At 56.2% G+C, this 17,671-nt stretch carries 19 protein-coding genes; 13 read left to right on the plus strand and 6 right to left on the minus strand.

Features of this window, described 5'->3' with window-relative positions:
- Positions 1-22: 22 nt before the first annotated feature.
- The 6 genes from CSQ89_RS07030 to CSQ89_RS07055 form a co-directional block, all read right to left on the minus strand.
- Complete coding sequence (locus CSQ89_RS07030) at positions 23-502, minus strand: DoxX family protein (RefSeq protein ID WP_099405465.1); 480 nt, start codon at positions 500-502, stop codon at positions 23-25.
- Positions 499-1,269 carry an HvfC/BufC family peptide modification chaperone gene (locus tag CSQ89_RS07035; RefSeq protein ID WP_099405466.1) on the minus strand — a complete coding sequence of 257 codons (771 nt, stop codon included), beginning with the start codon at positions 1,267-1,269 and terminating at the stop codon, positions 499-501. The genes CSQ89_RS07030 and CSQ89_RS07035 overlap by 4 nt, the downstream gene beginning before the upstream one ends.
- The gene (gene bufB / locus CSQ89_RS07040) at positions 1,266-2,099 is read right to left on the minus strand and encodes an MNIO family bufferin maturase (protein WP_099405467.1); all 834 of its coding nucleotides are present in this window, start codon (positions 2,097-2,099) and stop codon (positions 1,266-1,268) included. Before bufB ends, CSQ89_RS07035 begins: the two co-directional genes overlap by 4 nt.
- Before the next feature lie 61 nt (positions 2,100-2,160).
- The gene (locus CSQ89_RS07045; RefSeq protein WP_099405468.1) at positions 2,161-2,427 is read right to left on the minus strand and encodes a BufA1 family periplasmic bufferin-type metallophore; all 267 of its coding nucleotides are present in this window, start codon (positions 2,425-2,427) and stop codon (positions 2,161-2,163) included.
- Between the two features lie 176 nt (positions 2,428-2,603).
- On the minus strand, positions 2,604-3,596 hold the full coding sequence (locus tag CSQ89_RS07050) for a 2-hydroxyacid dehydrogenase (RefSeq protein ID WP_099405469.1): 993 nt from the start codon (positions 3,594-3,596) through the stop codon (positions 2,604-2,606).
- A complete protein-coding gene (locus CSQ89_RS07055; protein WP_099405470.1) occupies positions 3,593-4,327 on the minus strand; it encodes a substrate-binding periplasmic protein in 735 nt (244 codons plus the stop codon). Before CSQ89_RS07055 ends, CSQ89_RS07050 begins: the two co-directional genes overlap by 4 nt.
- 71 nt (positions 4,328-4,398) lie before the next feature.
- On the opposite strand from CSQ89_RS07055, the gene murB reads away from it, so the two are divergent.
- The 13 genes from murB (at position 4,399) to CSQ89_RS07125 (ending at position 17,512) form a co-directional block, all read left to right on the plus strand.
- A complete protein-coding gene (murB, locus tag CSQ89_RS07060) occupies positions 4,399-5,397 on the plus strand; it encodes a UDP-N-acetylmuramate dehydrogenase (protein ID WP_099405471.1) in 999 nt (332 codons plus the stop codon).
- A gap of 6 nt (positions 5,398-5,403) precedes the next feature.
- A complete protein-coding gene (locus tag CSQ89_RS07065; protein WP_099405472.1) occupies positions 5,404-5,850 on the plus strand; it encodes a hypothetical protein in 447 nt (148 codons plus the stop codon).
- Positions 5,851-6,197: 347 nt separating this feature from the next.
- Positions 6,198-7,208: an ABC transporter permease subunit gene (locus CSQ89_RS07075; RefSeq protein WP_099405474.1), complete on the plus strand. Its 1,011-nt coding sequence runs from the start codon at positions 6,198-6,200 to the stop codon at positions 7,206-7,208.
- Positions 7,209-7,218: 10 nt separating this feature from the next.
- Positions 7,219-8,124, plus strand: coding sequence for an ABC transporter permease subunit (locus tag CSQ89_RS07080; RefSeq protein WP_099405475.1), 906 nt, complete (start codon positions 7,219-7,221; stop codon positions 8,122-8,124).
- 184 nt (positions 8,125-8,308) lie between these two features.
- Positions 8,309-9,286 (plus strand): ABC transporter ATP-binding protein, encoded by a 978-nt coding sequence (locus CSQ89_RS07085; RefSeq protein WP_099405476.1) that lies wholly within the window; start codon positions 8,309-8,311, stop codon positions 9,284-9,286.
- Complete coding sequence (locus CSQ89_RS07090) at positions 9,279-10,262, plus strand: peptide ABC transporter ATP-binding protein (RefSeq protein ID WP_099405477.1); 984 nt, start codon at positions 9,279-9,281, stop codon at positions 10,260-10,262. Before CSQ89_RS07085 ends, CSQ89_RS07090 begins: the two co-directional genes overlap by 8 nt.
- A 210-nt stretch (positions 10,263-10,472) precedes the next feature.
- The gene (coaD, locus tag CSQ89_RS07095) at positions 10,473-10,970 is read left to right on the plus strand and encodes a pantetheine-phosphate adenylyltransferase (RefSeq protein ID WP_099405478.1); all 498 of its coding nucleotides are present in this window, start codon (positions 10,473-10,475) and stop codon (positions 10,968-10,970) included.
- A 145-nt stretch (positions 10,971-11,115) separates the two neighbouring features.
- Positions 11,116-12,051, plus strand: a complete 936-nt coding sequence (locus CSQ89_RS07100) for a class I SAM-dependent methyltransferase (RefSeq protein WP_099405479.1) — start codon at positions 11,116-11,118, stop codon at positions 12,049-12,051.
- A gap of 119 nt (positions 12,052-12,170) precedes the next feature.
- On the plus strand, positions 12,171-13,499 hold the full coding sequence (locus CSQ89_RS07105) for an aminopeptidase P N-terminal domain-containing protein (RefSeq protein WP_099405480.1): 1,329 nt from the start codon (positions 12,171-12,173) through the stop codon (positions 13,497-13,499).
- Between the two features lie 159 nt (positions 13,500-13,658).
- Positions 13,659-14,246 (plus strand): GDP-mannose pyrophosphatase NudK, encoded by a 588-nt coding sequence (nudK, locus tag CSQ89_RS07110; protein WP_099405481.1) that lies wholly within the window; start codon positions 13,659-13,661, stop codon positions 14,244-14,246.
- On the plus strand, positions 14,243-15,406 hold the full coding sequence (locus tag CSQ89_RS07115; RefSeq protein ID WP_099405482.1) for an FAD-dependent monooxygenase: 1,164 nt from the start codon (positions 14,243-14,245) through the stop codon (positions 15,404-15,406). Before nudK ends, CSQ89_RS07115 begins: the two co-directional genes overlap by 4 nt.
- Entirely contained in the window at positions 15,403-16,557 is a 1,155-nt protein-coding gene (locus CSQ89_RS07120) for a UbiH/UbiF family hydroxylase (protein ID WP_099405483.1), read from the plus strand. Before CSQ89_RS07115 ends, CSQ89_RS07120 begins: the two co-directional genes overlap by 4 nt.
- A gap of 172 nt (positions 16,558-16,729) precedes the next feature.
- Entirely contained in the window at positions 16,730-17,512 is a 783-nt protein-coding gene (locus CSQ89_RS07125) for a DsbC family protein (protein WP_099405484.1), read from the plus strand.
- Positions 17,513-17,671: the final 159 nt, after the last annotated feature.

The following is a 17,671-nucleotide window of genomic DNA, read 5'->3' on the forward strand; positions in this document are numbered from 1 at the left end:
GGCGGCTTGGTTTTTTGCGGTATCAGTGCTTTTTGTTAGGCAAATAACGCTGTATCAGCGCATCGAGCGATAGTTTGCCCGGCCCATGCGCTACCAACATTGCCAGCAGCAAACCCCACAGAATGTGTTGGGTCAGCCCGGCGGCTTGATCCGGCATGCCCAGTACATGCCAGTAAGACACGACTGCCATGACATTCACCCCGAACAGCCCAAGCGCACTGAGGCGACCTGCCAAACCAAGCGCCAGCAATATTGGGAAGGCCAGTTCCCCGGCGGTGCCTGCGACCGCAGCGACGACGGGTGGCAGCAGAGGCGCATGGTATTCCTCGGTGAATAACAGAATGGTGGTGTCCCAGTCCTGGATTTTGGTCAGGCCGGCGCTGAAAAACACATTGGCGATGTAGAGCCGTACGATCAGGTCAGCCAATGGGGCAAAGTAGCAATCAAGCAGACTGCTGGCTTTTTGTCCTATCGCCAGACTACGGGTGAGAAGTGCATTCATGATTTTGGGTCCAGTTGAAAATCGACAATGACTTGGTCGGTTACCCAGCGCTGTAATGACAGTCCAAAATCAAATTCCATATCTTCATCGAGTGCCAATTCCAGCGCTTCGGCCAGCGGCAGCGCCTTTTGGCAGGCTTTCAGGAAGGCAAATTCGGCAGGTAGAAGTCGTTGCACTTGCACGCGATTACGTACATTGCGCCACACCAGTGCCTGTTCGCTGCCCTGGTCCGGTGATGGGAAGGCATTCGCGGCATCATGTTCGAGTGGCTGATGGGCACGCCATAGGCTGGCAATAGGCCAAGGTGAATGTAAAAGGCTGACGGCGGGGGCGAGCACAAAATGAAAGCCAGCCTGTTCTTCGCCGAAAGTCGCTGCCAGAGCATCGAGGCGTAGCGCCCCACAGTCGGCTGCGTAATAGGCCAGGTGGCAATGCCAGTCCAGTCTTGCAGTATCGGCCAGATAGGGCAGTGCTTGCGCCGGCACAAAAGTGGCGATGAAGCTCGGAAAGTCACCGCCATAGGTGTTCATATCGCCGGAAAGCGAAGGGGCTTGCCGGGCATAGGCGCGGGCCATCCCTCCAAAGAATTCTTCTCCCACCAGTTGCAGCACAACCGGGTAAGCCTCGGCCAAGGCATCGGCCCGATTGAATAAGGTGTTGTTGGCATAAGCCGAGGCTCCGCGGGCTGTGGCGCCAAACAATGTTTCGGCCTTGGCGGCATCATGCGTGGCGGCAATAAAGCGCTGTTGCAGATCATCCAGGTTCATACAGGTGTCTCTTGGGCATTTAGCATCGTCTGGGCTCGTGCGATTTCGGTCAATAGGTCAGCCAGCGGGGGGAGGTGGGTATCCCGCTCGAGCAGAACTGGCCTAGGACCAAAGTGGGTAAGGGCAAATGCCAGCAAGTCCCACACTGCATCGCTCACCGGCGTGCCATGCGTATCCAACCATAGCCCATCCTCGCGTTCTTCAAAGCCTGCAATATGAATTTCTCCAACCGCTTGGACCGGGAGTGCTTCAATCGCAGCACGGGCGTCGCGGTCCAAATTGTGTTGGTTTACGTAGAGGTTGTTCAGGTCGAGCAACAGGCCGCAGCCACTGCGCCGCGCTAGTTCTGCGAGGAATTCCCCTTCGGGAATGGCATCCTCGTTGAAGGCGACATAGCTAGACAGGTTTTCTATCAGCAGGTGGCGCCGCAATGCTTCCTGCGCTTGTTCAACCTGCGCCACCATGAAGTCCAGCGCGGCTTGGCTGTAGGGTAATGGCAGCAAGTCGTTGAAGCATTCGGTGGGTGTGCGGTTCCAGCACAAGTGTTCTGACACACTGGCGGGTTCCAGGCGTTCGATCAGGCTGCGAAATTTGCCCAGATGGGTTTCGTCGAGGCCGCAAGCTGAGCCCAAGCCCAGTCCCACGCCGTGTAGGCTCAAGGGATAGTCGGCGCGGATGGCGGTCAATGCCGCCAGGTTGGCCCCACCGCCAAAATAGTTCTCAGGGTGGACTTCCAGCCAGGCGATAGCGGGGCGTTCGGCCAGTACTTGGCGGATGTGGGGCAGACGCAAGCCAAGGCCGGCTGCAGGGGGAAGGGAGGGATGATGCATTTGCGTATCCAAACAAAAACGGGCAGCCAAAGCCGCCCGTTGTGTATTGCCTGTGGCGAGATTACTTCTTGCCAGCCTGGGTGCTGCCACCCATTTTTTCACACGTACCCTTGGCGACATATTTCCATTCGTTTGGGTCATTGTCGGCCTTGGCTTGGCCGGCGCAGCTATGGCTGCCGTTGGTAGCGGCACAGTCGTTTTTGCCGGCCTTGGCAACACCGTAACATTTTTCCTTGGCGGCCTTATCGTCGGCCATTGCACCGGTGGAAAGGCCCATGGCGATCAAACTGCCGATTGCACCGGCGATGAGGGCTTGTTTCTTGTCCATTTCAAACTCCTGTTTATATAAAAGGTAAGGCGGTTACGTTTGTACCGTGAGCCTTGGTCGAGCATAGCCCAGGATTCATTACACGCGACCGTCAAAATGATTTTTGCATGGTTGGGTGAACGGGTGCTGAATTGGTTCACGATCACAGCATGCTTTTGGTAATACATTGATTGGTATCAGACTACTGCGTTTTTCAAGGACTCACCGGCATCAAAGGCACGGGCGTTGTCCAGCGTGGTATTGGCGATATTGGCTAGCGCTTCACGTGTCAGAAAACCTTGGTGGGAAGTAATCAAAACATTGGGCAGGGTAATCAGTCTGGCCAGCTGGTCATCGGCAATGCCGCTACTGGACAGGTCTTCGAAGAACACACCTTCTTCCAATTCATACACATCTAATGCTACACCGCCAAGCTGGCCTGACTTCAAGGCCTGGATGAGGGCTGGCGTATCAATGAGTCCTCCACGACTGGTATTCACCAGAATGGCCCCTGGTTTCATGCGGGCGAGGCTGGCGGTGTTGATCAGATGGTGGCTTTGTGGACTCAAGGGGAGATGCAAGGAGACTATGTCGGCTTCGCCGAACAGGGTGTCGAGCGGCGAATAGGTGGCCCTAATCTCCGTTGCAAAGGCGGTATCGGGATAGGGGTCGGCCAGCAACACACGGCAGCCGAAGCCTGCAGCAATGCGTGCGGCGACCCGACCTATCTTGCCGGTGCCGACAATGCCAAAGGTTTTGCCATGCAAATCGAACCCCACTAGGCCGGCAAGTGAAAAATCGGCTTCGCGCACGCGGTTGAAAGCACGGTGTGTTTTGCGCACCAAGGTCAGCAGCAGGGCGAAGGTGTGCTCCGCTACCGCATGCGGTGAATAGGCTGGTACACGGGTGACCGTAATATCACAGGCTTTGGCGGCGGCAAGGTCGATGCCGTTGAAGCCGGCTGCTCGCAGCGTAACCAATCGCGTGCCGCCTTTGGCGAGCTGAGCTAGTGTATCGGCATCAAGCCGACAGTTTACAAAAGGACAGACCGCGTCAAAGCCTTGAGCCAGCGGGGCTGTACCCGCATTCAGACGCGCTTCGAAATAGTTAAGGGTGTGTTTGAAGCGAGTATTGGCGGTTTCTAACGCGGCTTGGTCGTATGGATGGGTGTCAAAGACTGCAATTTTCATTCTATTTGATACTTACGTTTGAGGGGCTCGAGGGCGTTGCGGGTTTGCAGGCGCTCGAAAGCGCTTTGTAGCCGCTGCACCATTTCTGGGTCAGATTGGCGGTTTAGGCCAAAATAATACCCATCAGTTCGTTTGCTAATGACCAACTCGGTGACAAGCTGGTCTGCGGCCATTTCGGTACGACTTGCCACATATCGCAACATGGTGGGGTTGCCGACAACGAAATCCACCGATTTTAGCTGAAGCAGTTTTATCAAATCGTTTCGCTTATCGACTGGAATCAGGTTGAAACCACGTACAAATCCTTGAGCTAGGAGTGTTTCCATGCCAACGTCGCCATTCAGGGCGGCAACGCGGAAGCGGCGTGCATCGGCTAGGGTGGGCGCGCGCGCTTCCGAATCATTAAGGCGCATCAAGGCAGTTACGCGCGGGGCGTACGGTCCCACCCAGTGGAAGAAGTTCTCGCGCTCCGGTGTGCGGGCGATCGTGAAAACGAGGGTATCTGGCTGTTGCTTGGTCAGACTCAGCGCGCGTGCCCAGGGCATCAACTCCAGTTTGTATTCCTGGTGTGCCTCGCGCATCAGCAAGCTCAATACCTCTACCGCATAGCCGCTGGGCTCACCCTGCTCGTTAAGCATGTTGAACGGGGGCAGATCTTCCGTATAGGCATGCAGCCCCCCGGCATGTACCGCCAAGCAAAGCAGGAAAGCCAGCAAGGTACGGGCAAACATGGTCTACGTCGCCTTGGTAGATGGGATAGGGCCAGTATAATCAGGCGATTCAATTTTATCCGTGGATTCTTATGCCTCCCCACACCGCCTGCGATCTGGCGCCGCTACATACTCTGGGCTTGCATGCCCAGGCTCGACATTTGGTCCACTTTACCGATAACCAGCAACTCGAAGCGCTGTTGGCAGAGGCGGAGCGTCCATTGCGGGTATTGGGAAGCGGTAGCAATCTGGTGCCGGGCGAGATGGTGGACGGCACCGTGATAAGGGTGGAACTGACTGGCCGTACCTTGCTGGGAGAGGATGAAGATGCATGGTATGTGGCTGCCGCCGCGGGTGAAAGCTGGCACGAGTTTGTACAGTGGACCTTGGCGCAAGGTTGGCCAGGGCTGGAAAACCTGTCGTTGATACCCGGCACCGTGGGGGCTGCACCGATTCAGAATATCGGCGCTTATGGCGTGGAATTAAAAGATCGATTTCATGGTTTGGCCGCGTTGAATCTGGAGGATGGTTCTACCTGTCTTTTTACCCCCGATCATTGCGATTTTGGCTACCGCGATAGCATCTTCAAACAGGGACAAGCTGGTCGATGGTTAATTACGGAAGTTTTGTTCCGTTTACCCAAGCAATGGGAAGCCCGGCTCGATTATGGTGATTTGCGTTCTCGACTTGAAGGACGGGAAATAACCCCGCAAGCAGTGGCCGAGGCGGTAGTTGCTATGCGGCAGAGCAAACTGCCCGACCCGGCGGTGATCGGCAATGCAGGGAGTTTTTTCCACAACCCGGTAGTCAGCAGCGAACAGGCGGCAGACTTGCGCCAGCGCTTTCCCGATCTGGTTGCCTATCCTCAGCCCGATGGCCGGGTGAAGTTGGCGGCGGGTTGGTTGATTGAGCAGGTTGGTTGGAAAGGCCGGCAGTTGGGGCCGGTGGGAATGTATGAAAAACAGGCGCTGGTCATGGTGAATCACGGCGGTGCTTCCGCTGCTGATGTAAAAGCCCTCATGCAAGCCGTACAAGCCGATGTGATGGCGCGTTTTGGTGTGCCGTTGAGCCCTGAACCAATCTGGTGGTAGCGCCCGGTGCGACGCATATGGATTACAGCCACCACGGGTACGGGTAAGACCACCTTGGCGCGGGAACTAAGCCAACGCTGGGACTTGGCGCATATTGAACTGGATGCCCTTTATTGGGGGCCAGATTGGCAACCGGCCAAGCCTGACGTATTTCGTCAACGGGTGGCGCAAGCTATTCAAGCACCCGCCTGGGTAATTGACGGTAACTATTCAGCAGTGCGTGATTTGTACGTGGAACAACTGGAATTGGTGATCTGGCTTGATTATGGTTTTTGGCGCAATCTGTCGCGCTTGCTGTGGCGTACCATTTGCCGTATCAGTACGGCGGAACCGCTGTGGGCCGGGAGTCGGGAAGGTTTAGGTAAAGTGCTGAGAACTTGTCTAAAGTCTCGCGAGCTAGGGCAAGATAAGGCGAAAACAGCTGAGGAAGCGGAGTTTACAAGTGGTAAATGAGCATTCCGTGGGTGTTTTCAACGCCATATTGCCGACGCACAGCAGACTTTAGACAGGTTCTGAGCCGCGACTCCATCCTGCTTTGGTTCTTCCAAACCTACTGGCGTCGACGGCGCGAATTACCTGTGTTCTTGGATGGTCTGGCTGCGCGCGGTGTGTTGATACAGCGCTTGCGTTCGCCTACAGACTTGGAAGCTTGGCTAGCCAGATTCCCCAGTCCTTTGGCGCAAGTATCGGGCAAGTGTCAGAGTAATGCCTGGTAATTGCCGTTGACGTAACTCGCGAGTAACATCGCGCGCTTTTCCACACCCCTGCCGGGTAATCCTTGGCTGAACGGAAGGAACCCTATGTTTTCCTTTGTCCTCAGGAAATTGGCGACGGTCATTCCGACTTTCATCGGCATCACGCTGGTCGCTTTCGCTCTGATCCGCATGATTCCGGGCGATCCGATCGAGGTCATGGTCGGCGAACGCCGGCTTGACCCTGAGATGCATGCCGCAGCGATGAAGCGACTTGGTCTCGACCAGCCCTTGCATGTGCAATACCTCACTTACCTGAGCAAGTTGACCGAGGGTGATCTGGGCATGAGTCTGGTTACTCGTGAGCCTGTGACCAAGGAATTCCTCACCTTGTTCCCCGCCACGGTGGAGTTGGCGATTTGTGCATTGATCTTTGCGGTGTTGCTGGGCCTGCCGGCCGGCATGATTGCTGGGTTGAAGCGTGGTTCGGTCTTCGACCATGGTGTGATGGGGGTGGCCATGACTGGCTATTCCATGCCCATCTTCTGGTGGGGGTTGATTCTGATCATGTTTTTTTCGGTGCAGCTAGGTATTACGCCGGTATCGGGTCGCATTGCCATTGAGTACGACATTCCAGTACGCACCGGCTTTTTGTTGATCGATAGCTGGTACTCGGGTGAAGAGGGCGCATTCAAGTCTGCATTGATGCACTTGATTCTGCCCACTGTTGTGCTTGGCACCATTCCGTTGGCAGTGATTGCACGGATGACCCGTTCCTCGATGCTGGAAGTACTGCGTGAAGACTATATCCGCACTGCCCGCGCCAAGGGCTTGGCGCCTGTACGCGTTGTGGTGATACATGCTTTGCGTAATGCGCTTATCCCAGTCGTTACAGTGATTGGCCTACAAACCGGTACGTTATTGGCTGGCGCGGTGCTGACTGAAACCATCTTCTCCTGGCCTGGCATTGGTAAATGGTTGGTTGATTCGATTTCACGCCGAGATTACCCGGTGGTGCAGGCAGGCATCCTGGTGTCGGCCACCATTTTTATCGTGGTGAACCTCATCGTGGATATTCTCTACGGCGTGATTAATCCGCGTATCCGCTCGGCAAAATAAGGACTGCACCATGACGACATCGGTTCAAGCCGTCGAGACCGTGCCGAGTTTTCCTTCCCCGTTGAAGGAATTCTGGCAGAGCTTCTCGGCCAACAAGGGCGCGCTGGTAGCCTCGTTCATTTTCCTGTTCATTCTGTTTTGTGCGCTATTCGCCGATGTAATCGCGCCACACAGCCCGATCGAACAATACCGCGACCATATGCTGACGCCGCCTTCCTGGGCGAAGGATGGTCTGCAAACCTATCTGCTGGGTACGGACGAATTGGGCCGCGATATTCTGTCGCGCCTTATCCATGGGGCGCGCGTTTCGTTGATGATCGCCTTCATGTCGGTTGTCATGTCGATGATCCCGGGGGTGGTGCTGGGCTTGTTGGCAGCTTTCTTCCAGCGTTATCTCAGTCCGGCCATCATGCGTTTGATGGACATCATGTTGGCTTTGCCGTCGCTGCTGCTGGCGATTTGCATCATCACCATCCTCGGGCCTGGGTTGATCAATACCATGATCGCCATCGCCATCGGCACCTTGCCGAGTTATGTGCGGCTGACCCGCGCTGCTGCCATGGCCGAGATCAACAAGGAATATGTCACAGCCAGCCGGGTTGCCGGTGCGGGCACCTTGCGGCTGATGTTTGTCACCGTATTGCCCAACTGCATGGCTCCTTTGATTGTGAATGCCACGCTGGGATTCTCCAGCGCCGTGTTGGAAGCCGCTGCGCTGGGCTTTCTGGGCCTTGGTGTACAGCCGCCAACACCGGAATGGGGCACCATGCTCTCTGCAGCACGAGACTATATCGAGCGTGCGCCTTGGGTTGTCACCATGCCTGGCCTGACGATTCTTGTCTCGGTATTGTCCATCAACTTGATGGGCGATGGCCTGCGCGATGCGCTCGACCCGCGCCTGAAGCGTGCAGCGTAGGGGCGTAAGTCATGTATCTCTGCCCCAATTTCATCACTACGCCCAGCAAAGCCGGGCGCCCGAGTGCGACGGGAACCCGACCCGTTCTCGCTGATTTGTTCCACTCCCCCCGCCCTCGCCACCGCGAGGGAGCCTCACTGTCGCTTGCGGGTGTTTGCCCGCTCGCGGCTATGGAGAGCGCTACATGAGTCTGTTGAAAATAAAAAACTTGCGCGTCGAATTCGGCTCGAAAGCGCATCCCTTCCCAGCGGTGGACGGTCTGGATTTTGAGATCGAGCGCGGTGAGTTGGTCGGTATCGTGGGTGAGTCGGGGTCTGGCAAGTCGGTGACCATGATGGCGCTGATGGGCTTGATCGATGCTCCTGGGCGAGTAACGGCCGATGAGTTGGTGTTCGACGGCCACGATCTGCTTAAACTGTCGGCCAGCCAGCGGCGCAAGATTGTCGGCAAAGACATCTCGATGATCTTCCAGGATGCGCTGACCAGCCTGAACCCGGCCTACACGGTGGGGTTCCAGATCAAGGAGTCGCTTAAAGTCCATATGGGCCTGCGTGGCTCAGCACTCGATAAGCGTGCATTGGAACTCCTGGAACTGGTCGAGATTCCCGATGCTAAGAGCCGCCTGAATGCGTATCCGCACCAATTGTCGGGTGGTATGAACCAACGGGTGATGATCGCCGTTGCCATTGCCTGCAACCCTAAGCTGTTGATTGCCGATGAACCGACGACAGCGCTCGATGTCACCATCCAGGCCCAGATCATGGACCTGCTGGAGCGGTTGCAAAAAGAGCACAACATGGGTTTGATCATGATTACCCATGACTTGGCAGTGGTGGCAGAAATGGCCAAACGCATCTGTGTGATGTATGCAGGCCAAGTGGTGGAAGAAGCGCCGGTGGCGCAGCTATTCCGCACCCCGCATCATCCTTACACTCAAGCGCTGCTCGATGCGATTCCTGAGCACAACAAAGGTGCAAAGCGTTTGTCCGCCTTGGCGGGGATTGTGCCTGGCCACTACGACCGGCCGAAAGGTTGCTTGTTGAGCCCGCGTTGCCGCTATGTGCAGGACCGGTGCCGCATTGAGCGCCCGCAACTATTGGGTGAAGCTGGCCGTGTGCGCTGCTTCTTTCCTTTGAACGCCGAAGGGAGCAGTCATGTCTGATCTCAAACAGGATTTGTTGGTTGCCCGTGACCTGACCCGCTACTACGAAGTCAGCCGCGGTTTCTTGAAGGGGCAGGCAACCGTGAAGGCGCTCAATGGCGTGTCCTTTAGTTTGCAAGCCAAGCGCACGCTGGCGGTTGTGGGCGAATCGGGTTGCGGCAAATCGACCCTGGCGCGTCAACTCACCATGATTGAACCAGCCACCTCAGGCACGTTGGATATTGACGGGGTAGATGTGGCCAAGGCCAGCCATGCCACGTTGAAGACCATGCGCAGCAAGGTGCAGATGGTATTCCAGAATCCGTATGCCTCGTTGAATCCACGCAAGACCATCGTCGATACGTTGGACGAGCCGATGATGATCAACACCGCGCTGTCCAAAGCCGAGCGGCGCGAGAAGATTGACGCCATGGTCGCCAAGGTGGGTTTGCGGCCCGAGCATGTACGCCGCTATCCGCATATGTTCTCCGGCGGTCAGCGCCAGCGTATCGCCATCGCCCGCGCCATGATTCTGAATCCGAAGATCGTGGTGGCTGACGAGCCGGTTTCGGCGCTTGATGTCTCGATCCAGGCGCAGATACTGAATCTGTTCATGGACCTGCAGGACGAGTTCAACACGGGCTACGTGTTTATCTCGCACAACCTCAGCGTGGTCGAGCACGTCGCAGATGACTTGATGGTGATGTATTTGGGGTCAACGGTGGAATATGGTAGCAAGGCCAGCATCTACGCCAAGCCGCTGCACCCTTACACGCAAGCCTTGATGAGCGCGACGCCTGCCATTCGCGAGGAAGACCGCCGTCTCAAGATCAAGATCACCGGCGAGTTGCCCAGCCCGCTAAATCCACCGTCGGGCTGTACCTTCCACAAGCGTTGCCCGTATGTGGTGGACCGCTGCAAGTCCGAAGTGCCGATGTTGAGGCAAGTGGACGACAGGTTGGTGGCTTGCCACCGGGCCGAGGAAGTCAATGTTTGACCAGACATCACAGAAAGCCACCGTTGGGTGGCTTTCTTTTTAAACTCGCTGCAATGTGCCGAGATAGGTTGTCGTGTTGAGACATTGGTGGATTTCAATTGCCCATGTATAGGCAATTTTGGTCGTCCCGAAACTTTCATGAGGCTGTCTTATCGGCGCGACGGGCGTAATCGCCTAGAATGGGCGACCTCAGGGGAAAGAGATGCAACCATGACGAAACGAGCGGTATACGCGGGTAGCTTTGATCCGGTCACCAATGGTCATCTGTGGATGATCGAGCAGGGCTACGAATTGTTCGATGAGATGATCGTCGCCATTGGTGTGAATCCAGACAAGAAAAGCACCTTCACGGTGGAAGAGCGCGAGGCGATGTTGCGTGAATGTACAGCGCATCTGCCGCGACTGAAGTTGGCCAGTTTCGAGAACCAATTCCTGGTCAACTATGCCCAGAGTATGGGCGCCAACTACATTCTGCGCGGCATCCGCACCGCCAGCGATTATGAATTCGAGCGCACCATGCGCTATGTGAATGCCGACCTGGTGCCCAGCATCGATACCATTTTCTTGATGCCGCCGCGCGAGATCGCCGAGGTAAGCTCGACCATGATCAAAGGCCTTGTCGGGCCAACCGGTTGGGAAGGTGTGCTACGAAAATATGTGCCGGCCCCGGTTCATCGCCGCTTTATCGAGATGTCCCTACGTAGCTAGGTTTGAGTTGATCAAGGGTGTTACTTCCCCTCATATGTTGAACACAACAGCCTAGCGCCCGTTGTTTGTTCAGACATGTTCATCTATTTCATCGCTGTACTTTGCAATATCCCCTGCGCATCACGTGCATTTGAACGGAATCACCATGTCGGCCCTGCAAGACTTCCAGAATCGCCTCGCCAAGAATGCCAAGCACTACGCCAAATGGGCGAAGCGCGTAGGTACCGAGGCGTATCGTATTTATGATCGCGATATTCCGCAGTACCCTGTGGCGGTAGATGTCTATGGAGGCCGCGCCCATATCGCTGAATACGATACGGGTTGGCAGCAGACCGATGAGGAACACGCGGCTTGGGCAGCAGAAGTGCGCGCAACCGTGGCTGATGTATTGGGCATGCCGCCCAAGACCATTGCCTTTAAGATTCGTCGCCGTCAGAAGGGTGAATTCCAGTACAGCCGCACCGGCCACCATAGCGAAGATTTTGTGGTACTGGAACAGGGATGCAAGTTCTGGGTCAATCTGGACGAGTACCTGGACACAGGCCTTTTTCTGGACCACCGGCCCACACGCAAGAAAGTGGCAGAAGAAGCAGACGGCAAGCGCTTTCTGAATCTGTTCGCCTATACCGGCAGCTTTACTGTCTACGCTGCAACCGGTGGGGCGACCAGTTCGGTGACGGTGGATTTGTCCAATACCTATCTGGATTGGTCTAAGCGTAACTTGGAATTGAATGGGGTTGATTTACAGCGCCATCAGCTCGTGCGTGCCGATGTATTCCGCTACCTCGAAACGGCGATTGATGAAGGCCAGTTGTTTGACTTGATTGTGTTGGACCCTCCCAGCTTTTCCAACTCGGCCAAGATGCTCGATATTCTTGATGTCCAGCGCGACCATGTGTTGCTGGTGCAAAGCTGCTTGAAGCTGCTGATGCCCGGTGGTGTGCTGTATTTTTCCAATAATTTCCGTGGTTTTGAACTCGATTATTCGCTTAAGGCGCTGTGCCGGGACATCAGTGCCCAGTCGGTGCCGGAAGACTTCCGTAATCGCAAGATCCACCATTGTTTCCGCTTCCAAGTATAGGTTTGAGGACGATGGCCGGTGTTGCTTGCTGGCGCACAACCGCCCCGGGCATATAAGGTCAAACGTCTATAATCGCCAATCTGTGCGCACAATCCGCGCAAAAACATTTGACTGCTACCATGCATATCCAACGTGAACGTCACCAGGCCCGTCGCGCCACGCTAAACCAGCGTTTGCAGCCCGGTCTGCTTATTTACCCCACGGCTAGGGTTCAGTGCCGCAATTACGATAACGACTTCCCCTTTCGCTACGACAGCAGCTTTTATTACCTGACAGGCTTTTATGAGCCCGAGGCTGTCTTGGTGATGCAGCTCGGTGCTGAACCTCAAGCCATCCTGTTTTGCCAGCCTAAGAATGAGTCGCGCGAGATCTGGGAAGGTTTTTTGTATGGTCCCGAGGCCGCTTGCGAAGTGTTTGGGATGGACAATGCATTTGCTGTTGACCAGCTCGACAGCAAATTGCTGGAGCTGATGGCGGGCAACCAGCGGGTCTATTTCCCCACCGGGTTCGATGCGCAGTGGGATGCCCGAGTGCTCAGCCTAGCTTGCAAGGCGGCCAATCGCGCCCGTGGCGGTGTGGATACTCCCATCGAATTTATCGATGTACGTGCAGCGATTGATGAGTTGCGGTTGTTCAAGGACGAGAGCGAAATCGGTTTGATGCGTGAGGCCGGCCGGATTTCGAGTGAGGCGCATATTCGCGCCATGCAGACAGCACGGCCGGGCCAGTTCGAATATGAGGTTGAAGCCGAGTTGCTCTACCACTTCATGAAGCAGGGCTCACGCTCGCCCGCTTATGGCTCGATTGTCGCGAGCGGTGCGAATGCCACCTGCCTGCACTACAGCGAGAACAACCGGCGCATGCAAGCTGGTGAATTGCTGCTGATCGACGCCGGCTGCGAATTGCATGGTTATGCGGCTGATATCACCCGTACCTTCCCGGTGTCCGGTAAGTTCAGCGGTCCGCAGAAGGATATTTACGAGCTGGTGCTTGCGGCGATGAATGCCAGTTTCGAGCAGGTTAAGCCGGGTACACCGCGGATTGCTTACCATGATGCGTCGGTTCGTACGCTTACCCAGGGGCTGATCGACCTGAAGATTTTATCGGGCACGGTTGATGGCTTGATTGAACAGGAAGCCTACAAGCAGTTCTATATGCATGGTACCGGCCATTGGTTGGGCCTGGATGTGCACGATGCAGGCCGTTACAAGATCAATGGCGAACCCCGGCCGTTGGAAGCCGGCATGATGCTGACGGTGGAGCCTGGACTTTATTTCCGCCCGCTGCTGGCAGATTCCCCGGCGAGCTATGTTGAAGTCCCCGCGCACTTTATGCATATCGGTGTGCGGATCGAAGATGATTTGTTGGTCACGCCCACAGGGCACGAGAACCTGACGGCGTTAACGCCCAAGACTGTGGCGGAGATCGAAGCCACCATGGCCCGCTAGAACCTGTCTACGATCTTGCTGCGCAGCCGTGATCAGGGCTCATGTGCTGCTCGAAAGCCTCATGTACAACAGTACATTCCGGTTTCTGCGCTGCGCTTCACCCCGCTGACAGCTGCTCGCGACAGATCGTAAACAGGTTCTTAGATGAAGGTATCGCCAATGAGACAGGTTGAGTTGCTGGAAAGCCAGCTGTTGTCGGACAACTGGTATCTGCTGCACAAGCATATCTACCGCCGTCAACAAAACGACGGCAAGGTGGTGACGCAGACCCGCGAGGTTTACGACCGCGGCAATGGTGCGGTCATTCTGCTCTACAACCGACAGCGCGGTACGGTGGTGCTGACGCGGCAGTTTCGTTTGCCAACCTTTCTCAATGGCAATGCTGATGGCCTGTTAATCGAAGCCTGCGCCGGCCTGTTGGACGAAGATGCGCCGGAGGATTGCATTCAGCGTGAGGTGATGGAGGAAACCGGTTATCGGGTTGATACCGTGACCAAGGTGTTTGAAGCCTATATGTCGCCCGGTTCGGTAACCGAAATCCTGCATTTCTTCGTGGCGGAATATGACCATGGCGACAAGGTGAGTGAAGGCGGGGGTGTGGCGCACGAGGGGGAGGATATCGAAGTGTTGGAAATGCCGTTTGTAAAAGCACTGGCTGCCATGCGTAGCGGCGATATTCGCGATGGTAAGACCATCATATTGCTGCAATATGCCCAGATTCACGGCCTGTTGGCGGAGCCGGCATGAAGTTGCCTACCCAAGTGGATGTCCTGATTGTTGGCGGTGGCCCGGTTGGTGGTGCGCTGGCGCTTTCGTTGGCGAATAGCCAGCTTAGCGTTGCGGTGTTGGAAGCCCGTCTGCAACCGGGTGAGGATGCCCGTGCATTGGCGATAGCCCATGCCAGCCAGCAGACTTTGGTGGCACTGGATGTTTGGCCGAGCGCAGCGGCGACAGCTATTCACAGTGTGCATGTCTCCCAGCAAGGTGGTTTTGGACGGGTGCGGCTTCGCGCGGCCGACCTTGATTTGCCGGTATTGGGCTATGTGTTGCCATACGTGGCCTTGGCGAAGACCATCCACGCCCATTTGCAAGCGGCCAGTGGGGCACGCCTGCATTATCTGACTGGATGCCGGGCTATACGCCTGCAGACACTCGACGGTTACGCCGTGGTGAATGTTGAAGGCGATGGCCAGACAGCCCTGATGACCGCCCGTTTGGTGGTATTGGCCGAAGGCGGCCAGTTATTGGCTGAGGCGGGTATCGGGCAGGATCAGTATGACTATGAGCAACGAGCCATTACTGCCGAGGTGCGGACTGACAAACCACATGGCGGCGTTGCTTTCGAGCGCTTCGCTACTGATGGCCCCATCGCCATGCTGCCCAAGGATGACGGCTATGCGATGGTCTGGACGCGCCCCAAGGATGATCCGCTGGATGCGGCCAATCTGGACGAAGTGGGCTTCTTACGTGAATTACAAGCGAGATTGGGCGACCGTGTGGGCAGATTGAACCATGCGGGGCCACGGGCGGTCTTTCCGCTACGGCTGAAGTGGGCCAGCAGCCACCAGGCACGGCGAGTGGCCGTTGTCGGCAATGCAGCGCAGACTCTGCACCCGGTAGCGGGACAAGGATTCAACCTGGGGCTGCGTGACGCCCTGACGCTGGCTCGTGTTATCCACAGTGTGCCAACAGCGCAGCTAGGCCAAGCCACGATGCTTGCGCGTTATGCCGACCTGCGCAAAGTCGATAGCCTGACAACCATTGGCGTTACCGACGGCCTGATTCGCTTGTTCGGTAATGGTGCGCCGCTATTGCGCCACTTCCGCGCCGCGGGTTTCTTGGCGATGGACAACTTTAAACCGTTGCGGCGTGGCTTTGCCCAGCGCATGGTATTTGGCAGCCGATGAACAAAACCGAATTTGATATTGCCATTGTGGGTGGAGGCTTGGTCGGTGCCAGCCTTGCATTGGCATTGGCGCCAAAATGGCGAGTTGTCTTGATTGAACGGGCGGTACAACAGCTACCCAGCCATGTGGATACGGACTGGGACAACCGCATCTATGCCATCAGCCCTGGTAGTCAGACATTTCTGCGCAGTTTGGGCGTCTGGCCACCTGTTCGTGCCGGTGTCATCCGCCAGATGGATGTACGTGGGGATGCGGGTGGTGCGATTCATTTCGACGCGCTCGATCTGGCGGCCGACGCGCTGGCGACGACGGTGGAAAACCGCAGTTTGCAGTCCACGCTCTGGCAGGCGTTGGCAGGACGTGTCGAGCTGATCAACCCCGCGGAGCTGCAAGCCGTACGTTTTGGGGCGGATGCCGTGCAGCTGACGTTGGCTGATGGCCGTGAACTGAGCACCAAGCTGGCGGTAGCGGCGGATGGCGCGCATTCTTGGTTGCGTGAAAAAGCGGGTATCCCGTTCAGCCTGCAGCCATATCACCAGTGTGGCGTGGTAGCCAACTTTGATTGTGAGCGTCCACATGGTGATATTGCCCGCCAGTGGTTTCGCGCAGATGGCATCCTGGCTTGGTTACCCTTACCGGCGAACAGAATTTCAATTGTTTGGTCTACCAACGATGAGCATGCGAATGAATTAAAGGCGTTATCCCCGACCGAGCTTGCCCAGCGTGTAGCCGCCGCTGGGGGGCGTGTCCTTGGGAGCTTGCATTGCATTACCCCGGCGGCAGCGTTCCCATTGGCTTTGGGGCGCGCAGCCAAGGTGAATGGCTTGCGCCTTGCCCTGGTAGGGGATGCCGCACATACGGTTCATCCGTTGGCAGGCCAAGGCGTGAACCTGGGTTTTGGTGATGCCAAGGCATTGGCCGGTGTGCTTAACGCAGCAGTCGGACGCGACCCTGGCGATGCGCATTTGCTTGCGCGTTATGCACGCAGCCGTGCAGAAGATGTACTTCGCATGCAAATGGTCTGCGATGGGTTGCAGAAACTATTTTCCCTGCAATATCCGCTTTTACGCCCGCTGCGTAACCTTGGGTTGAATTTGACCGATGGTGCCGGGCCGTTGAAGCGATTGTTGATGCAGCAAGCTTTTCGTTAAGGCGTTTCGTAAAATCCGTCTTCTGAATAGGAAAGATCGTTGCGAACAGAAAATCGATGTGGCCTTCATTGGATAGGCCAGGGAAATTTTCTGTTCGCAATGTTCTGTCACAAAGTAAGATGCGATTTTTGAAACGCCTATCAATTACATTTTTAGTCAAGGACCACGTACCATGAATTTCATCGCCAAACGTATTGCTGCCGCTAGCGTCGGCTTTGCCCTGGCTGCTTGCGCCAATGCTGCAGGCGAAAGCCCTGCTTCGGTCAAGGCAGCTATGGAAAAGAAATTTCCACAGCGCCCTGTTTCCAGCGTCCGTGCAACACCGGTAAAAGGGATATATGAAGTGGTGCTGGGGGCCAAGCAGGTGGTGTATACCGATGCCAAGGCCGAGTACCTGTTTGTGGGCGATATGATCCAAGTGGGTACGCGTACCAGCCTGACAGAAGCACGGGTACGGGAACTGTCGCGTACCGATTTCAGTGCTTTGCCGCTGGATAAGGCGATCAAGGAAGTACGTGGTAACGGTGCACGTAAGGTTGCGGTCTTCTCTGATCCGGATTGTCCCTTCTGCAAGAAGTTGGAGCGTGACACGATCACCAAGCTTGATAACGTCACGGTCTACACCTTCCTGATGCCGCTGGCGCAATTGCACCCGGATGCAGCGCGTAAGTCTTCAGTGATCTGGTGTGCGTCAGATCGCCAGAAGGCTTGGTCGAACTGGATTCTGGATGGCAAGCTGGCTGAGGGCGATGGCAGCTGCGCTACCCCGCTGACCGAGATTGCCGCCTTGGCTGAGAAGCTCGATATCAACGGTACGCCAGCCATGGTGTTTGAAAACGGCGAGCTGGTTTCCGGCGCAATCGAGGCCAAGGAATTCGAGGCGAAGCTCAATAGCAAGCCTACGCCTAAGCCTACGTCGGAAAGTAAGTCGAAAGAAGCACAGCCAGCGGGCTAAGCGCTGTAGTGTGAAAAAGGGCCGCATTACGCGGCCCTTTTTTATGTGCGCCCAGCATGGGCGCACTCCTGCGGGTGGAAGTCCCGCCGTAAGTTGATCACAGCGAACGAAGTGAAGCGCAACTGCGTGAGGGCGACCGAGCGTGGGAAGGAAGCGTGG

Source organism: Chitinimonas sp. BJB300 (assembly GCF_002735695.1).
In the GTDB taxonomy this organism is placed as follows: Bacteria; Pseudomonadota; Gammaproteobacteria; order Burkholderiales; family Chitinimonadaceae; genus Chitinimonas.

What these genes read in the sequence shown, in the direction of transcription:
- nudK (WP_099405481.1), top strand. Translation starts at nt 13,659, where the DNA reads ATGAGACAGGTTGAGTTGCTGGAAAGCCAGCTGTTGTCGGACAACTGG.
- CSQ89_RS07045 (WP_099405468.1), bottom strand. Translation starts at nt 2,427, where the DNA reads ATGGACAAGAAACAAGCCCTCATCGCCGGTGCAATCGGCAGTTTGATC.
- CSQ89_RS07035 (WP_099405466.1), bottom strand. Translation starts at nt 1,269, where the DNA reads ATGAACCTGGATGATCTGCAACAGCGCTTTATTGCCGCCACGCATGAT.
- CSQ89_RS07100 (WP_099405479.1), top strand. Translation starts at nt 11,116, where the DNA reads ATGTCGGCCCTGCAAGACTTCCAGAATCGCCTCGCCAAGAATGCCAAG.
- CSQ89_RS07125 (WP_099405484.1), top strand. Translation starts at nt 16,730, where the DNA reads ATGAATTTCATCGCCAAACGTATTGCTGCCGCTAGCGTCGGCTTTGCC.
- CSQ89_RS07105 (WP_099405480.1), top strand. Translation starts at nt 12,171, where the DNA reads ATGCATATCCAACGTGAACGTCACCAGGCCCGTCGCGCCACGCTAAAC.
- murB (WP_099405471.1), top strand. Translation starts at nt 4,399, where the DNA reads ATGCCTCCCCACACCGCCTGCGATCTGGCGCCGCTACATACTCTGGGC.
- CSQ89_RS07090 (WP_099405477.1), top strand. Translation starts at nt 9,279, where the DNA reads ATGTCTGATCTCAAACAGGATTTGTTGGTTGCCCGTGACCTGACCCGC.
- CSQ89_RS07030 (WP_099405465.1), bottom strand. Translation starts at nt 502, where the DNA reads ATGAATGCACTTCTCACCCGTAGTCTGGCGATAGGACAAAAAGCCAGC.
- coaD (WP_099405478.1), top strand. Translation starts at nt 10,473, where the DNA reads ATGACGAAACGAGCGGTATACGCGGGTAGCTTTGATCCGGTCACCAAT.
- CSQ89_RS07120 (WP_099405483.1), top strand. Translation starts at nt 15,403, where the DNA reads ATGAACAAAACCGAATTTGATATTGCCATTGTGGGTGGAGGCTTGGTC.
- bufB (WP_099405467.1), bottom strand. Translation starts at nt 2,099, where the DNA reads ATGCATCATCCCTCCCTTCCCCCTGCAGCCGGCCTTGGCTTGCGTCTG.
- CSQ89_RS07115 (WP_099405482.1), top strand. Translation starts at nt 14,243, where the DNA reads ATGAAGTTGCCTACCCAAGTGGATGTCCTGATTGTTGGCGGTGGCCCG.
- CSQ89_RS07075 (WP_099405474.1), top strand. Translation starts at nt 6,198, where the DNA reads ATGTTTTCCTTTGTCCTCAGGAAATTGGCGACGGTCATTCCGACTTTC.
- CSQ89_RS07080 (WP_099405475.1), top strand. Translation starts at nt 7,219, where the DNA reads ATGACGACATCGGTTCAAGCCGTCGAGACCGTGCCGAGTTTTCCTTCC.
- CSQ89_RS07050 (WP_099405469.1), bottom strand. Translation starts at nt 3,596, where the DNA reads ATGAAAATTGCAGTCTTTGACACCCATCCATACGACCAAGCCGCGTTA.
- CSQ89_RS07055 (WP_099405470.1), bottom strand. Translation starts at nt 4,327, where the DNA reads ATGTTTGCCCGTACCTTGCTGGCTTTCCTGCTTTGCTTGGCGGTACAT.
- CSQ89_RS07085 (WP_099405476.1), top strand. Translation starts at nt 8,309, where the DNA reads ATGAGTCTGTTGAAAATAAAAAACTTGCGCGTCGAATTCGGCTCGAAA.